Source organism: Desulfatiferula olefinivorans (genome assembly GCF_054657895.1).
In genome coordinates this window covers 48,140-69,676 of sequence record NZ_BAAHXV010000010.1, presented here as the reverse complement: position 1 = coordinate 69,676, position 21,537 = coordinate 48,140, and the positions used below count along the sequence as shown (strand labels likewise).

Below are 21,537 nucleotides of genomic sequence, written 5' to 3'. Positions count from 1 at the left end.
TCGCCTGAACACGGCCATAATCGTAACATATTGAAAATAAACGTGTTAAATGTCGACTCTTTCTGTTCTTCTACTTGCTTTCTGACGGAATTAAAGCATTCATTCACATGTAAGCTGAAGGCTTAAACACAAGCCCGGCAACAAGTTAGAAACCGTAAAACGGAGACTGTGAATGGATTTAAGAGAACTCAGATACGGAATCGAGATCGAGACCGTAAAACGCACCCGGGAACAGATAGCCTGGGCAATCCACTCGGTGGTCGGCGGCCATGTCAGACATATCGGCGCACCGTCCTGCTACGATCCTTGGGAAGTGGAAGACCTGCGGGGCCGAAAATGGAAGGTGGTCAACGACGCCTCCCTGACCAATGTTCCATCCCACCTGCGGGCGGAGCTGGTGAGCCCGGTACTGACCTATGACGACCTCGAGCAGCTGCAGGAGGTGGTTCGGGCCATCCGCAAGGCCGGTGGAAAAATCAACAGCCAGTGCGGCATTCATATCCACATCGATGCCGAGCCCTTTGACGGGCGCAAGCTGGGTAACCTTGCCAAGGTAGTGTACAAACAGGAACCGCTGATCCTCCATGCCCTCGGGATCAACAGCGACCGCCTGCGCCGTTACACCCGACCGGTCAGTGATGAGCTGATCCGAAACATCGAACGGCAGCGCCCCAAGACCAAGGCCCAACTGAACCGCATCTGGTACGGCTACCACAACAACCAGCCCCAGCATTACGACAACACCCGCTACCACGGAGTTAACCTGCACAACGTTTGGTACCGGGGCACGGTGGAGTTCCGCTGGTTCGAGGCAACCCTGCATGCCGGAAAGATCAAAGCCTACCTGCAGTTCTGCTTGGGCATCGCCGCCAAGGCGCTCAACGGTAGAGCCGCATCCAGCCGCAAGCGGGACTTCGATCCGCAAAGCGCCAAGTATGACTTCCGGGTCTTCCTGCTCCACCTCGGCCTGATCGGGGATGAGTTCAAAACCGCCCGATTACACCTGATGAAAAACATGCCCGGTGACGCGGCCTTCAAGAACGGTCGTCCCAAACCGGATGAAACCGAAACCACCATTCAAACCCCTGAGGTTATAACTGACGCCGGGGCTAATCCCGGCCTTTGAAGTTTTAGGAGGTGAATCATGAAGATACTGATCCACTCGACGACACTGGACGGCGAACCGCTGGACGCTGACGGCATCGCTCTGGAAGGAAAAAACTGCGCGGAGCTGGTGGAAATCATGAAGGGCCAGACGCCGTTCACCATCGAAGCGACCGCCCGTGATTACATGCTCGGTGTGCTTGGCCGCATCGAGCCGGACCGGAAACTCCAGTTGCCTGAAGATCCCGAAACGGCCGCAGCTGAATTCCTGACCCTGCTGGGGAAGCATGGGTTGGTGGAGTTCCTGCCGGATGACGCCTTCATCGATCTGCCGCCGGAGGACACCTTTGGCAAGGAGGATGATCTATGTGCGGACAAGTAGGCATCATCTTCGGCCAGAAGCGACGGCGGATCGCTGAGCGGGAATACCTGAACGAGGTCTTTATCCGCATGCTGCTCTGCAGTGAGGAGCGTGGTCCCCACGCCAGCGGAATGGCATGGCTTAGGACCGACGGCGACTTCCGGCTTTTCAAACGGCCCATTCGGGCACACCGGCTGGTCAGGGAATCGACCTTTCATGAGTTGATGGCCGAGGTGGACAACCAGACCACCATCCTCATGGGGCATACCCGCTGGCGGACCCGGGGCAGTGAAGACAACAGCCGCAACAACCATCCTATCCGTTCCGGCATCATCATCGGCACACACAACGGCACCATCTACAACGCCGATTACCTGTTCCGCAGGCTCGGCCTGCCGCGCTATGCCGAAGTGGACAGCGAGCTGCTTTTTCGGCTGGCCGACCGCTTTGCACCCGACGGAACCATCGATGGCAGAGGCTTCCGTAAAGCCCTACGCCTGTGTCGCGGCCAAATGAGCGCCGTGTTGGCCTCACGACTCGATCCCGGGGCCATTAACGTCATCAAGGGGAACAAGCCGCTGTCGCTGCGTTACAGCCGCAAACACAGGGCAGTGCTTTATGCCTCGGAACCGGAATACATCGAAGCCGCTCTGGATGACCTGCATGGCTGGCGTGAGCTGGAAATACCGCCGCTCACCATGCTGACCTTCCGCCATGAAGCCCTCAAAGAGTGGCAGAGCCATCCTTTCAGATTTGTCTGTCAGGAACGTAAAGGGACCTTACCCGAAGGAGTGAAAGCATGAAAAATAACGACAACCATCTCCGGCTTTTTGTCTACGGAACCCTGAAAAAGGGATTCTGGAACTTTGACCGGTTCTGCACCCGGGCCATCAACATTGAACCCGCCACCACTTGGGGCAGACTTTACCAGCTCCCCGCCGGATTCCCCGCCTTGGAAGTCCCGGAGAGCAGCATACTGGCCACCGGTACCGCCGATCCGCTGGCTGATACCCGAACACAGAACACCATCGAACTGCCTGAAAATGCCATGACACAACCCGAAGGCGATTGGGATCTGGTCCATGGGGAGCTGATGACCTTCGCCAATCCCGGTTTTGATTTGCCGCCTATCGACCGGCTGGAGGCATTCGACCCGAATGGCCGCTGTGTTTATAAGCGGGTTCTGGTGGCGGTGGAGTCGAACGACTTGATCCGGCCTGTTTGGCTGTACAATTACAAGCTCGGCCATAATATGGAGAGGATCGCCTCTGGACGCTGGTATCCAGCAGAATAGTATGAAATCGGCTTAAATCGGCAAAGAATATTTGACATCTGGCGTTCATCTCAGTATATTTTCAAGGTGAATTAAATTGGGAGTGTTGTCTTTGCAGCATTCCTTAACTGCCTCTGTTGAGGTCATGGCAAAAAGCAATAGCCCCCAAGAGGAGTATGAGACATGGCAGAAATAGATGATCGCTGGTTGTCAGTGGACGAAATATGCAAATACCTTGGGATCGGTAAGGATACCGTCTACAAGTGGATCGATAAGCACGGGATGCCCGCTCATCGAATGGGACGCCTGTGGAAATTCAAAAAAGATCAGGTCGACGCATGGGTGGAAGCCGGTGGCGCGGCATCACAGGAAGATAACAAAGAGTAAGGGGAATTTTAGATGAATTACAGTATCCATAACACAATAACAAATTTCATCTGGAACATTGCAGATGATGTCCTGAGAGATGTGTATGTCCGTGGCAAATATCGGGACGTTATTCTGCCGATGACCGTTATCCGCCGCCTAGATGCCCTTCTTGAGCCGACCAAAGAAGCTGTCCTTAATATGAAAAAGCAGCTCGATTCGGCGGGGATTGCCAATCAGGACGCGGCCTTATGTCAGGCATCTGGCGAGGCTTTCTTCAATAGCTCCCCATTTACACTCAAAGACCTGAAAAACAGAGCCAAGGTTCAGCAGTTGAAAGCTGATTTTGAAGCCTACCTCGATGGCTTCTCGCCCAACGTTCAAGAGATTCTGGACAAGTTCAAATTCCGAAACCAGATCGCGACGCTTGTGGATGCTGATATCCTCGGCGCGATGATTGAAAAATATCTGAACCCAAGCATCAATCTAAGCCCTAAACCGGTGCTGGATGCGGATGGTAACGAGAAACTTCCCGGGCTGGATAATCACAGTATGGGAACTGTCTTTGAAGAGCTGATACGCCGCTTCAATGAAGAAAATAACGAAGAAGCTGGAGAGCATTTTACCCCTCGTGATGTGGTGAAGCTGATGGCGGATCTGATCTTCCTGCCGATTGCAGACCAGATCGAATCCGGGACCTATCTGGTGTATGACGGAGCCTGCGGGACTGGCGGTATGCTGACGGTGGCTGAAGAACGGTTACAGAAACTGGCTGAAGACGCAGGGAAAGAAGTTTCCATCCACCTCTATGGACAAGAAGTTCAGCCGGAAACCTATGCGATCGCCAAGGCGGATTTGCTTCTCAAAGGCGAAGGAGCTGAAGCCGAAAATATCAAATATGGCTCCACCTTGTCGGCTGATGGTTTCGTGTCTGATCAATTTGACTTCATGCTTTCCAATCCCCCTTATGGGAAAAGTTGGAAAACCGACCTTGAACGAATGGGCGGCAAAAGCGACCTGAAAGACCCGCGCTTTATTCTGGAATACGGGGATGAGCCTGAATACAAAATGATCACCCGCTCCAGCGACGGCCAGCTGATGTTTCTGGTCAATAAGTTGATGAAGATGAAGGAAAAGAGCAAGCTTGGCAGCCGTATTGCCCAGGTTCACAATGGCTCTTCGCTTTTCACAGGTGATGCCGGGCAAGGTGAAAGTAATATCCGCCGCTGGATTATTGAAAACGACTGGCTTGAAGCGATTATCGCTTTACCGGAGAACATTTTCTATAACACCGGTATTTCAACCTATATCTGGGTGCTGACAAACCGTAAAGCGGATGAACGCAAAGGTAAAGTTCAGCTGATAGATGCAACAGGTTGGTACCAGTCCCTCCGCAAAAATATGGGTAAGAAAAACTGTGAGCTGAATGAAACCCATATTCAAGATATCTGTAGCCTAATCAATCAACCGGAAGAAACCAAACAGTCCAAGATTTTCACTAACGAAGCATTTGGATACCAAAAGGTCATTGTCGAACGTCCACTACGCTTATCTGTAAACCTGACAGAAAAAATCCTGCGCCGATTCGAGCGACTTTGTACCGAAGCCAAAGAAACAACTCTCTATTCAGTTGTTGAGGCTGTAGCCGGTGAAATTGGAGAGGGGTCGCATCTGAACTACAACAGTTTCTTAGATGCTATTGAATCTAAGGCCAAAGACATGGCGGTGAAACTCCCGGCTAAATCCAAGAATTTCATGAAAGCCAATCTGGCCGTTATTGATGAATCAGCAGAACCGGTCATCAAGAAAATTCATAAGGCAGGAAAAGCGGAGCCCAACTCGCTTTACGGTTTATACGACACGATAATAGACGGTAAAAAGGTGGTCGTTGAATACGAACCGGATACCAATCTTCGGGATTCGGAGCAGGTACCGCTTCTGGAAGATGGAGGTATTGCGGCCTTCATTGAACGGGAGGTGCTTCCTTATACACCCGATGCTTGGGTTGACGGCTCCAAAACGCAGATCGGTTATGAGATTTCTTTTACCAAGCATTTCTACAAGCCCATTCCCATGCGGACACTGGATGAAATCAAAGCGGATATTTTTGCCATTGAACAGGAAACAGAAGGTCTGCTCGAAGAAATTGTTGGGGAGGCTGAATAATGAAAGCTTACCCGAATTACAAGGATTCTGGGGTTCCTTGGTTGGAGCATGTTCCAGAGCACTGGGAAGTCCTTCGTCTCGGCTCGCAGTTTGTGGAACGTAAACAGAAAGTCAGTGATAAGGACTTTGCACCGTTGTCTGTCACGAAAAAAGGGATACTGCCTCAGCTGGATACGGCTGCAAAATCAAACGACGGGGACAACCGGAAAAAAGTCTGTAGTGGAGATTTTGTAATCAACAGCCGATCAGACCGAAAAGGTTCGTCCGGTGTTTCACCACACACCGGCTCTGTCTCTCTAATCAACACCGTTTTAACCCCAATATCCCTTCACGGGCGTTATGTACATAATTTTTTCAGGAGCCATTCATTTCAGGAAGAGTTCTATAGGGTCGGTCGCGGAATTGTTGCCGATCTTTGGTCTACCAAATATGCGGATATGCGCACAATCATGATTCCTGTTCCGACAGAGGATGAGCAACATCAGATCTCCCGTTACCTCGATTGGCAGACCTCAAAAATCAATAAATTCATTAAAGCCAAGAAGAAGCTCATTGCCCTGCTGAAAGAGCAAAAGCAAAACGTTATCAATGAGGCGGTGACCAAAGGCATTAACCCCGATGTTGAAATGAAAGACAGTGGCGTGGAATGGCTTGGGGAGATTCCAGCGCATTGGGATGTTTCAAAAAATAAAGCGGTATACTCCGAAAGAAGAGAGGCTGGTTCCAAAGAATTGCCCATATTGAGTGTCTCGATTCATCATGGCGTTTCGACTGAAGAACAAAGCGAAAAAGAGAATCTTCGAGCCAAAGTAAGGATTCAAGATCGTGAAAAGTACCTGAGGGTTTATCCGAACGATATTGCTTTCAACATGATGCGTGCATGGCAAGGAGGAATTGGTGTTGTTCAGGTTCATGGCATGGTAAGCCCCGCATACATTGTCGCAAAACCCAAAAAAGAAATTCACTCGCGATTTGTGGAGTTACTATTTCGAACCCCTCAATTTGTTCAGGAAATGAATCGTAACAGCAGAGGGATAACTGATTTCAGAAAACGCCTCTATTGGGATCAATACAAGAACATCTCTATTGTTTTACCTCCACTTGATGAGCAGCAAGAAATTGTAGCTTATATCGAAAAAGAAACCGCCCTCATCGATAAAACCATTGCCCGCACCGAACGGGAAATTGAACTCATTCAGGAGTATCGCACCCGCCTCGTTTCCGATGTCGTGACTGGAAAAGTTGATGTGCGCTCCGTAGAAATTCCGGACTTTGAACCCGCAGAGACCGATCTGGAAGTTCAGGATGATGAAGAGTCTGAAGACGAACTGATTACGGAGGGCATCGAAGAATGAAATTTACCGATACAAGCGAAGCAGGACTTGAAACCACCATCGTCAAGTCGTTGATTGAAGAAGCCGGTTATCAGGCAGGTAATCCTCAGGAGTATGATCGTGCCCATGCGGTTGACCTCGCCAAGCTGACGGCATTTATACAGGACACTCAGCCGGAGGTTGCTGAGCGTCTCAGCCTTGAAGTCGATTCACCTAAAAGAACACAATTCCTTCATCGGCTACAGGGTGAAATTGCCAAACGGGGAATTATTGATGTGTTGCGCAAAGGGGTTAAACACGGCCCCGATTCCGTCACGCTCTTTTACGGCAGCCCGACAGCAAACAATGAGAAGGCCAAGGAGCTGTTTGGACAGAATATTTTCAGTGTAACGCGTCAGTTACGTTACAGCGGCAGCGAGACTCAGTTGGCACTGGATATGGGCGTTTTCATTAACGGCCTGCCCATCGCCACATTTGAGCTGAAAAACAAGCTTACCAAGCAGACCGTCGAGGACGCTGTTCAGCAGTATAAGAATGACCGCGACCCAAAGGAGCTCCTGTTCCAGTTCGGCCGATGTGTGGTCCACTTTGCTGTTGATGACCATGAAGTACGCATGTGTACCCACCTGAAAGGCAAGGATTCGTGGTTTCTGCCTTTCAACAAAGGGTATAACGACGGTGCAGGCAACCCGCCAAGCCCTGCCGGGCTGGCGACCGATTATCTCTGGAAAGAGATCCTGACCAAGGACCGTCTCACCGACATTCTCGAAAACTACGCGCAGGTGGTTGAAGAGAAAGACGAGAAAACCGGCAAAAAGAAACAGAAGCAGATATTCCCTCGATACCACCAATTGACGGTGGTGCGTAAACTTCTGGCAGACGCCCAGCAAACGGGTGCCGGGAAGCGCTACCTGATCCAACATTCCGCTGGCAGCGGTAAGTCCAATTCAATTGCGTGGCTGGCTCATCAGCTGGTGGGGTTGGAAAAGGCGAAGAAAGCGGTCTTCGGCTCTATCATTGTTGTTACCGACCGGCGTGTTCTGGATAAGCAGATCCGGGACACCATCAAGTCCTTTGCTCAGGTTGGCAACGTGGTGGGTCATGCGGAGCGTTCGGGTGATCTGCGCCGTTTCATCAACGAAGGAAAGCAGATCATCATTACAACCGTTCAGAAGTTCCCTTTCATTCTGGCGGAGATTGGCGACGACCACAGGCAGAACAAGTTTGCCATCATCATCGATGAAGCACACTCCAGCCAAGGTGGCCGCACTGCCTCGAAAATGAATATGGCGCTCTCTTCGGACATCTCCGAATCTGAGGAAGAAGAAAGCACAGAAGATAAAATCAACGAGCTGATGGAGAGCCGCAAAATGCTGACCAATGCCAGCTATTTTGCGTTCACGGCTACTCCCAAAAACAAAACACTGGAAATCTTTGGTGAGCCTGATCCGCAACCGGACGGCAAGGTGAAGCATCATCCCTTCCACAGCTACACCATGAAGCAGGCCATTCAGGAAGGCTTCATTCTTGATGTGCTGAAAAACTACACCCCGGTGGAGAGTTTTTATCGGTTGATGAAAACGGTGGAAGGCGACCCGCTTTTCGACACCAAGAAAGCTCAGAAAAAGCTGCGCAAATATGTGGAGTCCAACTCTCATGCGATCCGGGAAAAAGCGGAAATCATGGTGGACCATTTCCACGCACAGGTCATGGGACATCGAAAAATCGGTGGGCAGGCGCGTGTGATGGTCATTACCAGTGCCATCATGAGAGCCATTGAATATTTCCATGCCATCAACAAGTATCTGATTGATAAAAAACTTCCATACAAAACCATCGTGGCTTTCTCAGGTGAGCATGAATACGGCGGTCAAAAGGTTACTGAGGCAACGCTGAACGGCTTCCCCAGCAATAAGATCGAAGACCGGATTGCCGAGGACCCATACCGCATTCTGATTGTGGCGGACAAGTTCCTCACCGGATATGACGAACCGCTCTTGCACACCATGTATGTGGATAAGCCGCTTGCCGGTATTAAAGCTGTCCAGACTCTGTCGCGTCTCAATCGGGCTCATCCCAAGAAACACGACACCTTTATTCTGGATTTCTTCAATGATGTTGATGTAATCCAGAAGGCGTTTTCTGATTATTATCGCACGACCATACTCAGTGAAGAAACTGATCCCAATAAGCTTCATGACCTGAAGTCCGATCTGGATGGCTATCAGGTTTATTCACCAGAGCAGATCGATGGCTTGGTGGAACTCTATCTGAATGGCGCGGAACGGGAAACACTCGATCCAATTCTGGACGCCTGCGTTGCGGTCTATAACAGCGACCTCGATGAAGATGGACAGGTGGACTTCAAGGGCAAGTCCAAGGCATTCGTCAGGACATACGGCTTTCTTGCGTCAATTTTGCCATACACCAATGCTGACTGGGAAAAGCTCTCGATATTCCTGAATTTCCTTATTCCCAAGCTGCCCGCACCCAAAGAAGAGGATCTCTCCAAAGGGATTCTTGAAACGATCGACATGGACAGCTACCGGGCTGAAGTTCAGGCAAGCATGAATATCACCCTTGCCGATGAAGACGCGGAGCTGGGTGCTGTGCCGACCGCTGGTGGCGGGAGAAAGCCGGAACCGGAACTGGATCAGCTCAGCAATATCATTAAAACCTTCAATGACCTCTTTGGGAACATCGACTGGAAAGACGCTGACAAAATTCGACAAGTCATTGCTGAGGAAATACCCGATAAAGTTGCTGCCGATTCTGCCTATCAGAATGCCATGAAAAATTCCGACAAGCAGAACGCCCGTATCGAACATGATAAAGCGCTTGGCCGTGTCATGGTGGAGTTGATTGCTGACCATACCGAGCTCTTCAAACAGTTCAGTGACAACCCATCCTTTAAGAAATGGCTGGGAGACACCATCTTCGGTGCCACTTATCAATCTGCGGCTCAAGTTGGAACGGGGGCAAGATAGCGATGGCAGATCATTATACCACAGCACAGGCCACTGAGCCTCCAATCCGAAACATGTGGATGCCGGTTTTAGTCGGAACACTTCTGTTTGTTCTCGTATTCATCTTATGGTGGGTCCTCCGGGAACAGGAGCAGACAGCACTTCATAAGAAAGTCGATGCGGAAGCCAGTAATCTAATCACATACATTGAAGCAGATATGCGGAATCGCATTCCATCCTTGCAGCGCATAGTGAGACGCTGGGAGCTCAGAGGAGGCATACCGAAAAATGAATTTGTCAGTGACATTCAGTCAATCATGAATGATATGCCGGGTTTCCAGGCAATCGAGTGGGTGGATAAAAGCTACCATGTAAGATGGGTCGTACCCTTGGCCGGAAACGAGAAGGCTCAGGATTTGAATCTTGCTTTCGAGGAAAAACGACGATTGGCTCTTGAAAAAGCCAAAAACCGCAAAGCGCCGACGATGACTTCAACGATAGACCTGGTTCAGGGGGGAAAGGGGTTTTTGGTTTATTCACCCATTTTCGTTCACGGTGAGTTTGAAGGCTTTGTCTTATCCGTTTTCAGGATTCAGGAATGGCTTGAATATCTTTTTAACACCAAGAGTACACCTGCAGAACAACAGAATTTTATTGTTTCAGTTTCAGTAGATGATGTTTCTGTCTTTGAACAGGATGGATGGCATCGTCGTGGGCCATATCTCGAGGCAGTTGCAAGCACACCCATCATGGACCACCTTTTCACCGTGCAATGTCGACCCACTGCTATTTTCATTGAACGGAACGGATCATTGTTGAATGAATTTATCTCCATTGCAGGCGGCCTGCTATCACTCCTTGTTGTGGCAATTATTTTTTTATTTCAGAAAGCCACCATAGATACGTGGAGAGCCCATACCGCAAAATCATCCCTGGAGATCCTGATTCAAGAACACGAGAAAACCAAGGATGAGCTTGAGGATACCTATAATCGACTTGCTTTGGCCACAAAAGCCGGAAATATTGGGGTTTGGGTATGGGATGTTTCAACCGACACCCTGTCATGGAATGATATGATGTTTGACCTTTATGATGTGCCTCCTGATGTTATGCCAACCTTTGAGACCTGGAAAAATGCTCTGCACCATGAGGACCGGGACGACGCAGTGACTCTGATTGAAATGGCGGTAAAGGGGAAGGCACGTTTTAACACTGAATTTCGAATAGCTCTGCCGGGTGGTATTACCCGAAATATACGGGCTGCTGCCAGGGTTGAACGAGACAATACAGGCAAACCGATTCGCATGACGGGTGTGAACTGGGATATCACCGAGCTGAAAAAAACAGAAAAAGCCTTGCATAACCAAACAGAAATGCAGTCCATATTAATGGATATTTCCTCAAAATATATTAATATTTCATTGGATATGGTCGATGAAGCCGTTCAAACAGCGTTGGCCGAGATGGGTCGGTATGTTTCCGCCGACCGGGTGTATGTTTTTGATTATGATTTTAAAAATAATACGACTTCAAATACGTATGAATGGTGTAATACCGACATTCTCCCCCAAATCAATGAATTGCAGGAGGTGCCTCTTGAAGGCCTTGCTGATTGGGTAAAAGCTCATCTCAACGGCCATGCCATGCTGGTGCCAGATGTGGCTGCTTTGCCGAAGGGCTCCCTGAAGGATATTCTGGAACCGCAGAATATAAAAACTCTGATTACTGTCCCCATGATCAGTGGAATAGATCTATTGGGATTTGTCGGATTTGATTGGGTAGTCGACCATTATTCATATTCAGACGACGAAATTAAACTGTTATCTATCTTCTCCGAAATCCTTGTTAACATCACGCTTAGAAAACAAGCTGACAGGGCCGTACACGAAAGCGAACAAAGGTTGAATATGGCATTGACGGGAACCAATGCCGGGCTTTGGGACTGGTTTGTCCAGACCGGAGAAACTGTATTTAATGAACGATGGGCCGAAATCGTTGGCTACACGCTTAAAGAGCTTGAGCCAACGGACATCGAAACATGGACCCGTCTTTGCCATCCGGATGATCTGACAGAATCAAATAACCTGCTGCAAATGCATTTTGAAGGTAAATCAGACTATTATGAGTTTGAAGCCCGGATGCAACATAAAAACGGGGATTGGGTCTGGGTGGCTGACAGAGGTAAGGTACTCGCCTGGGATAGTGATGGCAAGCCGTTACGAATGACAGGGACGCATATGGATATTACCGAGCGGAAGAAGGTTGAAGAGAAAATTAGACATATGGCCACCCATGATCCCTTGACGGGCTTGCCCAGTCTAATCCTCATAAAAGATCGCATTGCTATGGCTCTGGAGGTGGCAAAACGAAAAAAAACCACAGTTGCAATATTGTTTGTCGATTTAGATGGTTTCAAGAGTATCAATGATAACTTTGGCCATGATGCCGGTGATTTTCTGCTCAAAGAAATTGCTAAACGCATTGGTTCCTGTATCCGAGAAGTTGATACGGTCGGAAGGATAGGCGGCGATGAATTTTTATTGGTATTAACGGAACTGCAATCGAAGAAAAATTCTTCCTCGGTTGCTGAAAAAATAATCGATTGTATAGGGCAACCGGTCCTTTTCAATGGCAACCAGTTAACGGTTGGCGCAAGTATCGGAATAGCTGTTTTTCCCGATCACAGTGCTGACAGGGAGCAACTCATAAAACTGGCGGATGAAGCCATGTATACTATAAAAAACGAGGGCAAGAACAGCTTTGCCTTTGCAGCTTCAGCAAAATCAACTGAAGATCGTTAACGGGGTTTGCAAAATTATGATATCCGGGGTCTTCACAAACATATGTCAGGCAGGCCTTTAACTGACGGAGAGCACTATATGACGAAACGAATCAAGGACAGTAGATTCTGGATCGGCGGAATGATTATAACGCTGCTCATCATCGGGATACTTTATTCGTGGTGGTCAGTTAACAGGGCTGACCATGCGATGCGTGAAGACCTGCTCCAACAGGCCCATCTGGTGACGAACTCCATAAATATTGAACGTCTGCAGGCGCTCACCGGCACGGCTGCGGATTTGAATACGCCAGGCTATTTACGACTCAAGGAACAGCTCGCCGTCGTTAAAAAGGCCAATGTCAGGTGCCGGTTCACCTATCTTATGGGCCGCAATTCGGATGGGCGGGTTTTCTTTTTCGTGGATAATGAGCCCGTTGGCTCAAAAGATGAGTCTCCGGCAGGACAGATCTACGAGGAGATTTCTCCTGAATACCTGCGCGTGTTTGATGAAAAAATATCTGTCACTGTTGGCCCAGTGACAGACCGCTGGGGCACCTGGATCACCGCGCTTGTTCCAATGATCGACCCGGCTTCCGGAGGTTTGGTTTCGGTGATGGGTATGGATATCGATGCCAGCGCATGGAAATGGGATATGGCTTGCCGGGCTGCTTTGCCCGTGGGTTTGTTTTTTATTTTGCTCATCGGTGCAGGTGCCGTTCTGCTGTCCTCAGTGCGCAGTGTTGATGTTTCGCCCAAACCAGTCATGAATCGTTTGCTGCTGCCCCTGGTGATCTTGATCTTGGTCTTGATTTTGGTGGCGGGTGTTTTTGAGTGGTATCAATATCAGCATCACTACACTGTGACTACCACAGTGCTTCTTTCAGAGATTTCGGGTGACCTGAATTCAGCTCTTGAAATCAATGCGGCTGGTTTGGCGACTGCTCTGCAACCTATTGTCGCCGACAAACGCATGCGCACAGCACTTCTTTCAGGGGATACGGATCGCCTCCTTTCTGACTGGCAACCGGTGTTTGAGGCCATGCATAAAGACAACCATATCACCCATTTCTATTTTTTCGACCCAACCCGGACCTGCCTCTTGCGTGTACATAAACCGGAGAAGAACGGCGACCTGATCAATCGTTTTACGGCATTGGAAGCTGAGCGGACAGGGAAGACTGCTTCAGGAATTGAACTGGGTCCGCTGGGCACGTTTACTCTGCGTGTTGTGCAACCGGTTTTTCAGGACAACAGGCTTCTTGGATACGTTGAGTTGGGAAAAGAGATCGAGGATATCCTTCAGGATCTGCACAAGCGATCTAACGGCCATCTGGCTTTGGCCATCCGCAAAGAGCATCTGGACCGGGAAACATGGGAAGACGGAATGAAATTTCTTGGAAGGGAAGCCATCTGGGACCGGATGCCCGGCAGTGTTATCATTTATTCATCACAGATTAACCTGCCGGATGTATTTGCGTCGATGGCGGATCACAATCCTGATGGTGGTCATGTCCATAACAAGATAATGAATGTCAATCTTGACGGCCGGAAATGGAGCATTTCAGCCATACCTATGCGGGATGTATCCGGCAAAGAGGTTGGTGATTTGATAATACAGATCGATATTACGGATTCTGAAGCAGCTTTTACCCGATTACTTACTTTGGGCGGAATGGTTTGCTTAATCCTGCTGGTACTATTGGTGGCAATTATTTTTATTCTGCTGCGCCGCACAGATCAGGCGATGGTTTTGCAACAGACAGAACTGCAAGAGAGTGAGCACCGGCACCGTGCCATGTTCCAGAAAAACAAAGCCATCCAATTATTAATCGATCCAGGAGATGGGGCAATAGTGGACGCCAATTCAGCTGCATGTGAATTCTATGGGTATGCCCTTGAACAGATGCGCCAAATGAAGATATCAGATATCAATACACTCCCTCCGGATACAGTGGCAAGGGAGATGGAAGCCGCCCGGCTTGAACAACGTCAATACTTTGAATTCAAGCACAAGCTGGCCAACGGACAAATCCGCGATGTTGAGGTTACCTCCAGCCCTATTCTTTCCGGAAGCCGCCAGTGGTTGTATTCCATAATCCACGATATATCAAACCGCAAGCGGGCCGAGGAAAAACTCAAAGAAAGCGAAACCAATTTTCGCACGTTCTTCAATTCCATAGATGATTTTCTGTTTGTTTTAGACGAACAGGGCAACATAATCAATGTGAACGAAACCGTTTCCCGTAGACTGGCGTATTCGGATAATGAGCTTGTTGGGCGCAATGTATTGATGGTTCATCCCGAGGACAGGCAAGCCGAAGCAGGCAGGATCGTGAGCGAAATGCTCGCGGGAACAGCTGATTTCTGCCCTGTTCCATTAATTACCAAATCAGGGCAACTCATTCAGGTAGAAACTCGTGTGTACACGGGTTCCTGGAATAACAAGCCTGCATTATTTGGTGTCACAAAGGACATAACAAAAATCAAGGAAACCGAGGAACTTTTTTCAAAGGCTTTTGACGCAGGCGCCAGCCTGATGGCTATTTCCGAAATTGAAAGCGGTCTGTTTATCAACGTCAACAAGATTTTTTTGGATACCCTGGGATATACACGGGATGAGATCATCGGGAAATCGTCCATTGATCTGGACCTGTTTGACAACCCAGAGGATAGGCACAAGGTGCAGTCGATGGTAAAAGAGTCGGGATTTGTAAAGAATATGGAGGTCACTATACGTGCCAAAAAAGGTGCGTCGAGGATCGGATTATTCTCAGTGATCCCTATTGAAGTTGGCAACAAATCCTGCTGGCTGACATCGATGACAGATATCACAGACCGCAAACAACTGGAAAATTCTTTACGGGAGAGGCAATCCCGCCTTGATCTTGCGCTGCAATCCGCCCAGATGGGGGCGTGGAGCTGGAATATCATTGAGAACAAACGCTATTTTGATACGAAGGCCTGTCATCTTTTAGGCATTGAACCTGAAAAATTTTGTGGAACAGCCGAGGAATTTTTTAGTGTAGTACATCTCGATGACCGAAAAATGCTCAAAGATGCGCTGGCCAGAACCATCGATCAGGATGTGCCCTATAACCCGGAGTATCGTGTCGTATGGCCGGATGGCAGTATTCATTACATTTTGGCCCATGGTAAGTTGCATTGTGATGATTCGGGGCAGCCGGTCAAAATCATCGGCCTTGTTGGAGATATTACTAAAAATAAAAATGATCAACAAAAGCTTGAGGACGAAAGACATCGACTGGCGAATGTAATTCAAGGAACTCAAGCCGGTATCTGGGAATGGAATGTTCAGACCGGAGAAACAGTCTTTAATGAAAAATGGGCGGAGATCATCGGGTATTCGCTTGAAGAACTGGCGCCTGTCAGTATCGAGACCTGGAAATCGTTTGCTCATCCCGAAGACCTTCAACGGTCGGGTGAATTGCTGGAAAAACATTTTTCAGGTGAATTGTCATACTATGACTGCCAGTGCCGGATGAAGCACAAGAACGGTCACTGGGTGTGGGTGCATGATCGTGGCCAGGTCATTACGTGGACAAATGACGGCAAACCTTTGATGATGTTTGGGACTCATATGGATATCAGTCAAGCCAAACAGGCAGAAAAGGAACTTGTGGAGACCAATCTCCAGCTTGAGAGCGCCATGGCCCGGGCCAATCAAATGGCTACAGAAGCTGAATTGGCCAATATCGCCAAAAGTGAATTTTTGGCCAATATGAGCCATGAAATCCGAACACCTATGAATGGTGTTATCGGTATGGTCGGACTTTTGTTGGACACTGAATTGACGAGTGCTCAGCGCCATTATGCCCAAACCGTCCGCGCCAGCGGAGAACTTCTGCTTGGTTTGTTAAACGATATTCTTGATTTTTCCAAGATCGAGGCCGGAAAACTTGACCTGGAGATCCTGGATTTTGATTTGCAAAGCCTGCTGGATGATTTCGCGGCTACGCTGGCGATCCAGGCACATGACAAGGGAATTGAGCTGCTCTGCGGCATGTCGCCTGATGCGCCGACATTGCTCAGGGGTGATCCGGGTCGATTGCGGCAAATTATGACCAACCTGACCGGCAATGCGATTAAGTTTACCCATACTGGTGAAGTGGCTATTCGCGTCACGCTGGAATCAGAAAAAGAAGAGACTGCTTTATTGCGCTTTTCAATCCGTGATACCGGCATAGGCATTCCCAGCGACAAAATCGGCATGCTTTTTAACAAATTCAGCCAGGTAGACGCGTCCACCACCCGTCAATTTGGTGGTACGGGCCTGGGGTTGGCCATCTCCAAACAGTTGACCGAAATGATGGATGGCGAAATAGGTGTGACAAGCAAAGAAAACATGGGATCGGAGTTCTGGTTCACCGCGTGTCTGGAAAAGCAATCCAAAGCGGCTCGTAGTGAGGTGACCGTTTCTCCACTTGATTTGAAAGATGTACGCGTCTTGATTGTGGATGACAATACAACCAACCGGGAAATATTGAGCACCAGCATGACCTCCTGGGGGATGCGCGTATCTGAAACCGGGGACGGTCCAGGCGCACTTGACTCTTTGTATAAAGCGCTGGATGAAAACGATCCGTTTCAAGTGGCCGTTATTGACATGATGATGCCGGGTATGGACGGGGCAGCCCTCGGCCGCGCCATAAAGGCTGAAGGGCGTCTGGCGACGATCCGAATGGTTCTGTTGAGTTCTCTGGGGGTTCGCGGTGACACAAAGCGTTTTGCTGAAATCGGTTTTAATGCATATCTGACTAAACCGGCGCGGTCTCTTGAACTGAAAGCTGTTATTTTACAAGTGCTGGCGTCAAATGATGGGGAAGTGCTGCAGCCGTATGCTATTACAACCCGTCACACTGCCCGAGAGACGGTAAATCTGTTTTCGGGATACAACGTGCGAATTTTGTTGGTTGAAGACAATTTTACCAACCAGCAGGTGGCCGTGGGTATTCTCATGAAGCTTGGCCTGTCGGCCGATGCAGTAGCCAACGGTGCCGAGTCATTAAAGGCTTTGGAATCCATACCCTACGACCTGGTGCTCATGGATGTACAGATGCCCGTTATGGACGGCTATGAAGCCACTGCCCGAATTCGCAGCCCACAGTCCGGGGTTCGAAACCATAATATCCCGGTGATTGCCATGACCGCTCATGCCATGACCGGCGACCGGGAAAAGTGCCTGGAAGCAGGAATGAACGACTATATCTCCAAGCCAATCAATCCCAATTCTTTAGCGGAGGTTCTGGAAAAGTGGCTGCCAACCGAGAAGGAGATCTACAAAGAAGTTAACGCTAAACCTGAAAAAAAAGCATCGGGCAATTCAGAGGTAGTTGAATTAACCGTGTGGGACAAAGAGACGATGCTGGAGCGACTGATGGGGGATGAAGATCTGGCCAGGACGATCATATCCGGTTTTATAGGGGATATTCCCAACCAGATCCAAAAACTCGATCAGTTCATTGAAAATGGAGATATACAGGGTGTGGAGCGTCAGGCCCATACCATAAAAGGTGCTGCCGCGAATGTGGGGGGGGACGCACTGCACGAAATTGCCCTTGCAGTCGAAAAAGCGGGCAATGCTGGCAATTTGGATGCAGCTGGCGCCAGCATGGAAGAATTGAAAAAGCGTTTCGATTGTTTGGCTGAAGAAATCAGGGCTGATTTAGGCCTGAACGAATAAAAAGGAGAACAAGACATGAAAACACTTATTGTTGAGGACGATTTTACCAGTCGATTGCTACTGCAGGAACTTTTGAAAAGCTATGGGGATTCGCATATAGCTGTAAACGGTAAGGAGGCTGTAGACGCCGTGCGCTTAGCTCTTCAGACGGATGAGCCATATGACCTTATCTGCCTGGACATCATGATGCCTGAAATGGACGGCCAGGAAGCGTTACGTCAAATACGCGAACAGGAAGAGGCGAAAGGCATTCTGTCCTCCCATGGTTCAAAAATCGTGATGACCACAACGCATAAGGATATGAAAAATCTGAGTGATGCGTTCAGCAGTTTGTGTGATGCCTATCTGATCAAACCGATTGAAAAAGCAAAATTGATTGAAGAACTGCGCAAATTGGAATTGATATCATAAAGGAGATTATGCCCATGCGAATTCTTATTGCCGAAGACGATTTCACTTCACGCGGCATGCTCACAGCTGTGCTGAAAAAAGCCGGGCATGAGGTGGTGGAAACTATGAACGGTGCCGAGGCATGGGCGGAATTACAAAAGCCTGATGCCCCAAAACTTATCATTCTTGACTGGATGATGCCGGAGATGGATGGTTTGGAAGTGCTCAGGCATGTCCGTACACTGGGGGATGAACATCCGCCTTACATTCTCATGCTGACTTCAAAAGGCGAAAAGGCAGACATCATCGCCGGACTAAACGCAGGGGCAGACGACTACCTGGCAAAACCGTTCGATTTAGGTGAACTCAGGGCCAGAGTCGAAGTAGGCAGACGAATGGTTGAAATGCAGGAGCAACTGGCAGTGCAGTTTCGAGAGCTTCGCCAGGCGCTTGACCACATCAAGACGCTTCAGGGTATCGTCCCTATTTGTTGCTTTTGTAAAAAGATTCGCGATGACAAAGGCTATTGGGATCAGGTGGAGGTCTATGTCAGTAAACATTCAAACGCCGAATTTAGCCATGGTATCTGCCCGGATTGCATGGAAAAACACTATCCGGATGAATGTGATGACGACAATATGGATGCTGGAGAAGAGGATAACGCATGAAGACGGATAACAGCAAAGACAAGGCTACGGCATTGGTTATTAATGACGATATCACCCAACTTGACACCCTATGCGGACTATTGCGGAAAAACGGCATCGATGCAATGGCATTTGAAAGTGCCGAAGACGCGCTCGTAGCCATGAACGATTTGACTCAGCCTGATCTGATCATTACTGACCTTTACATGCCGGGCATCGACGGATGGCGTCTTTGCCGCCTTCTTCGTTCACCAGAATATGCTACGTTCAATGAAGTACCCATCCTCGTAGTTTCAGCAACCTTTGCTGGTGAAGAGGCATCCCGCATTACAGCAGATCTGGGTGCCAACGCCTTCCTTCCGTCGCCAGTTGACGGTAAACGCTTTATTGCTTTGGTAAGGTCTTTGCTGGCCGGACAATTGCACAGAAATCAATTGAAAGTTCTAATCGTTGAGGACAGCAAAACGCATACCGCATCCCTAAAGAAATATTTCGTTCAGCAGGGATATTATGCGGACATTGTTTCAGACGCGGCTTCGGCGATCACTGTATTCAAAAACGATCCGTATGATGTGGCCGTAATCGACTATCACCTTCCGGATGGAAATGGGGATGTGCTTCTTGAACAGTTTAAAGTTATCCACCCTGACGTTGTCTGCATCATGATAACCACGGACCCTGCCCCCGAATTGGCGCTCGCCTGGATGAGAAAGGGTGCAGCCGCTAATCTGCATAGACCATTTGAACCCGCTTATCTATTAGAATTATGTGTCAAAGCAAGGCGGGAAAGAGATTTACTGCGTATAAAACATCTGCTGGAAGATCGGACCCGGGAACTATTGGAAAGTGAAGCAAAATATAGACGGTTGGCGGAAAATTCACCTGCCGTGATCTTTCAATTCAGGATGAGGCCGGATGGGACCTATTCATTTCCTTTCTTGAGCCGGGTCATGCCGAATGTCACTGGCCTTTCTGCCGAATCAGTGATGCAGGATGCCTACATTTTTCTGCACAAAATGCAGCCCGAAGATCAGGTAAGGTTTGACAAAAGTATTTTAAAATCAGCCCAAACGCTAAAACCCTGGCACGGGTTCGCTCGATTTTTGATTCATGGAAATGAAAAATGGATCGAGGGGCATTCCACACCTGAACGTCAAACGGACGGTAGCTGTCTGTGGGACGGATTTCTGTTCGACATAACCAGGCGGGTTTCCCTGCAGAACAAACTGCAGCAGGTGGAAAAGACCGAAGGCCTTTCACGGATGGCTGGTGCTATCGCCCATATTTTCAACAATCAGCTTGCGGCGATTATCGGTAACCTTGAAATGCTCAAAGATGATTTGACTACCGAAAAGAACGATAGCGAAAATGAAAATCTTAGAGAAGCGCGACAGGCGGCCGACCAGGCGGCCGAAACCAGCGGGTTTCTTCTGAGTCTCCTTGGGCAGGACAAGGGAAATCCTGTCCAACTGGATCTTGCGTATACCTGTCGCAAACACATGCCCAAATTGAAGGCGGGCATTCCGACCGGTGTTACCATTATCCTAAACCTGCCAGATTCCGGACCGGTTATTAAAGCTGATCGATCTCTGGTCCATCAGGTTATCGGTGTACTGGTCACGAACGCATGGGAAGCCCAGGAAGTTAATGGTAGGATTCAGGTTAAAGTCCATACGACCAAAGCAGATGAAATCGCGCAAACGAACCGCTTTCCAGTCGAGTGGGAACCATCCTGTGATAGTTATGCCTGCCTGGAAGTGATTGACGACGGCCGTGGAATGGGTCCTGACATCATCCATAAAATTTTCGACCCCTTTTTCACTGATAAGTTTACTGGTCGTGGTCTTGGGCTGGCAGTGGCTCTGGGAAACATCAAATCGTGCGGTGGTTGTATTACCGTGAAAAGTGTACCTGGCCAGGGAAGCATCTTTCAGGTTTATTGGCCCCTATCGATTCAATCTATCCCTCTGTTGAATCCAGGTGTTCCCGAGGCAATACGCACATTTGAAACCGGTGGCATCGTCTTGCTGGTGGATGATCAGAAGATGATGCGTAACATGGCCAGCAATATGTTAGTACGCCTCGGATTTGAGGTGATTACAGCCAAAAGCGGGAGGGATGCGCTAAAAATTTTTAAAAATCGACAGGAAGAAATTCGGCTTGTGCTCACTGATCTAACCATGCCGGGGCTGAATGGCTGGAAAATTTTGGAAGGTGTGCGAAAAGTAAGGCCTGACATCCCGGTAATCCTGGCCAGTGGATACGACGAGGCTTCAGTCATGTCCGAAAGCCATCCCGAGAAACCCCAGGCATTTTTGAATAAGCCGTATCGAAAAACCGATCTTGCAGCAGCACTGGCTTGCGCACTCGGCAGCTTGCCGGAATCTGTGAACCAAGATGGTCAAGGAGAAAGTCAATGAATTTACCCCCCCGAAAATGCACAGTGA

The 21,537-nt window shown here is 49.0% G+C and carries 13 protein-coding genes; all 13 read left to right on the top strand.

What is annotated here, in order from left to right:
- Positions 1-172: 172 nt before the first annotated feature.
- The 13 genes from ACYQ11_RS09285 to ACYQ11_RS09225 all read left to right on the top strand — a co-directional run bounded on the left by ACYQ11_RS09285 (position 173) and on the right by ACYQ11_RS09225 (position 21,510).
- Complete coding sequence (locus tag ACYQ11_RS09285) at positions 173-1,126, top strand: amidoligase family protein (protein ID WP_459923505.1); 954 nt, start codon at positions 173-175, stop codon at positions 1,124-1,126.
- Between the two features lie 18 nt (positions 1,127-1,144).
- Complete coding sequence (locus ACYQ11_RS09280; RefSeq protein WP_459923504.1) at positions 1,145-1,486, top strand: hypothetical protein; 342 nt, start codon at positions 1,145-1,147, stop codon at positions 1,484-1,486.
- Positions 1,471-2,268, top strand: a complete 798-nt coding sequence (locus ACYQ11_RS09275; RefSeq protein WP_459923503.1) for a class II glutamine amidotransferase domain-containing protein — start codon at positions 1,471-1,473, stop codon at positions 2,266-2,268. Before ACYQ11_RS09280 ends, ACYQ11_RS09275 begins: the two co-directional genes overlap by 16 nt.
- On the top strand, positions 2,265-2,759 hold the full coding sequence (locus ACYQ11_RS09270; protein ID WP_459923502.1) for a gamma-glutamylcyclotransferase family protein: 495 nt from the start codon (positions 2,265-2,267) through the stop codon (positions 2,757-2,759). The genes ACYQ11_RS09275 and ACYQ11_RS09270 overlap by 4 nt, the downstream gene beginning before the upstream one ends.
- Before the next feature lie 162 nt (positions 2,760-2,921).
- Positions 2,922-3,125 (top strand): helix-turn-helix domain-containing protein, encoded by a 204-nt coding sequence (locus ACYQ11_RS09265; RefSeq protein WP_459923501.1) that lies wholly within the window; start codon positions 2,922-2,924, stop codon positions 3,123-3,125.
- 12 nt (positions 3,126-3,137) lie between these two features.
- Positions 3,138-5,270, top strand: a complete 2,133-nt coding sequence (locus ACYQ11_RS09260) for a type I restriction-modification system subunit M (protein ID WP_459923500.1) — start codon at positions 3,138-3,140, stop codon at positions 5,268-5,270.
- Positions 5,270-6,625, top strand: a complete 1,356-nt coding sequence (locus tag ACYQ11_RS09255; protein ID WP_459923499.1) for a restriction endonuclease subunit S — start codon at positions 5,270-5,272, stop codon at positions 6,623-6,625. The genes ACYQ11_RS09260 and ACYQ11_RS09255 overlap by 1 nt, the downstream gene beginning before the upstream one ends.
- Positions 6,622-9,591, top strand: coding sequence for a type I restriction endonuclease subunit R (locus tag ACYQ11_RS09250; RefSeq protein WP_459923498.1), 2,970 nt, complete (start codon positions 6,622-6,624; stop codon positions 9,589-9,591). The genes ACYQ11_RS09255 and ACYQ11_RS09250 overlap by 4 nt, the downstream gene beginning before the upstream one ends.
- Before the next feature lie 2 nt (positions 9,592-9,593).
- Positions 9,594-12,371 (top strand): diguanylate cyclase domain-containing protein, encoded by a 2,778-nt coding sequence (locus ACYQ11_RS09245; protein WP_459923497.1) that lies wholly within the window; start codon positions 9,594-9,596, stop codon positions 12,369-12,371.
- Positions 12,372-12,449: 78 nt separating this feature from the next.
- Positions 12,450-18,053, top strand: coding sequence for a PAS domain S-box protein (locus ACYQ11_RS09240; protein ID WP_459923496.1), 5,604 nt, complete (start codon positions 12,450-12,452; stop codon positions 18,051-18,053).
- Between the two features lie 15 nt (positions 18,054-18,068).
- Entirely contained in the window at positions 18,069-18,464 is a 396-nt protein-coding gene (locus tag ACYQ11_RS09235; protein ID WP_459923495.1) for a response regulator, read from the top strand.
- Positions 18,465-18,478: 14 nt separating this feature from the next.
- On the top strand, positions 18,479-19,111 hold the full coding sequence (locus ACYQ11_RS09230) for a response regulator transcription factor (RefSeq protein WP_459923494.1): 633 nt from the start codon (positions 18,479-18,481) through the stop codon (positions 19,109-19,111).
- A complete protein-coding gene (locus tag ACYQ11_RS09225) occupies positions 19,108-21,510 on the top strand; it encodes an ATP-binding response regulator (RefSeq protein ID WP_459923493.1) in 2,403 nt (800 codons plus the stop codon). The genes ACYQ11_RS09230 and ACYQ11_RS09225 overlap by 4 nt, the downstream gene beginning before the upstream one ends.
- Positions 21,511-21,537: the final 27 nt, after the last annotated feature.

Coding starts and splice junctions, on each gene's coding strand:
- ACYQ11_RS09260 (WP_459923500.1), top strand. CDS start 3,138: ATGAATTACAGTATCCATAACACAATAACAAATTTCATCTGGAACATT.
- ACYQ11_RS09270 (WP_459923502.1), top strand. CDS start 2,265: ATGAAAAATAACGACAACCATCTCCGGCTTTTTGTCTACGGAACCCTG.
- ACYQ11_RS09245 (WP_459923497.1), top strand. CDS start 9,594: ATGGCAGATCATTATACCACAGCACAGGCCACTGAGCCTCCAATCCGA.
- ACYQ11_RS09240 (WP_459923496.1), top strand. CDS start 12,450: ATGACGAAACGAATCAAGGACAGTAGATTCTGGATCGGCGGAATGATT.
- ACYQ11_RS09235 (WP_459923495.1), top strand. CDS start 18,069: ATGAAAACACTTATTGTTGAGGACGATTTTACCAGTCGATTGCTACTG.
- ACYQ11_RS09230 (WP_459923494.1), top strand. CDS start 18,479: ATGCGAATTCTTATTGCCGAAGACGATTTCACTTCACGCGGCATGCTC.
- ACYQ11_RS09285 (WP_459923505.1), top strand. CDS start 173: ATGGATTTAAGAGAACTCAGATACGGAATCGAGATCGAGACCGTAAAA.
- ACYQ11_RS09250 (WP_459923498.1), top strand. CDS start 6,622: ATGAAATTTACCGATACAAGCGAAGCAGGACTTGAAACCACCATCGTC.
- ACYQ11_RS09255 (WP_459923499.1), top strand. CDS start 5,270: ATGAAAGCTTACCCGAATTACAAGGATTCTGGGGTTCCTTGGTTGGAG.
- ACYQ11_RS09225 (WP_459923493.1), top strand. CDS start 19,108: ATGAAGACGGATAACAGCAAAGACAAGGCTACGGCATTGGTTATTAAT.
- ACYQ11_RS09265 (WP_459923501.1), top strand. CDS start 2,922: ATGGCAGAAATAGATGATCGCTGGTTGTCAGTGGACGAAATATGCAAA.
- ACYQ11_RS09275 (WP_459923503.1), top strand. CDS start 1,471: ATGTGCGGACAAGTAGGCATCATCTTCGGCCAGAAGCGACGGCGGATC.
- ACYQ11_RS09280 (WP_459923504.1), top strand. CDS start 1,145: ATGAAGATACTGATCCACTCGACGACACTGGACGGCGAACCGCTGGAC.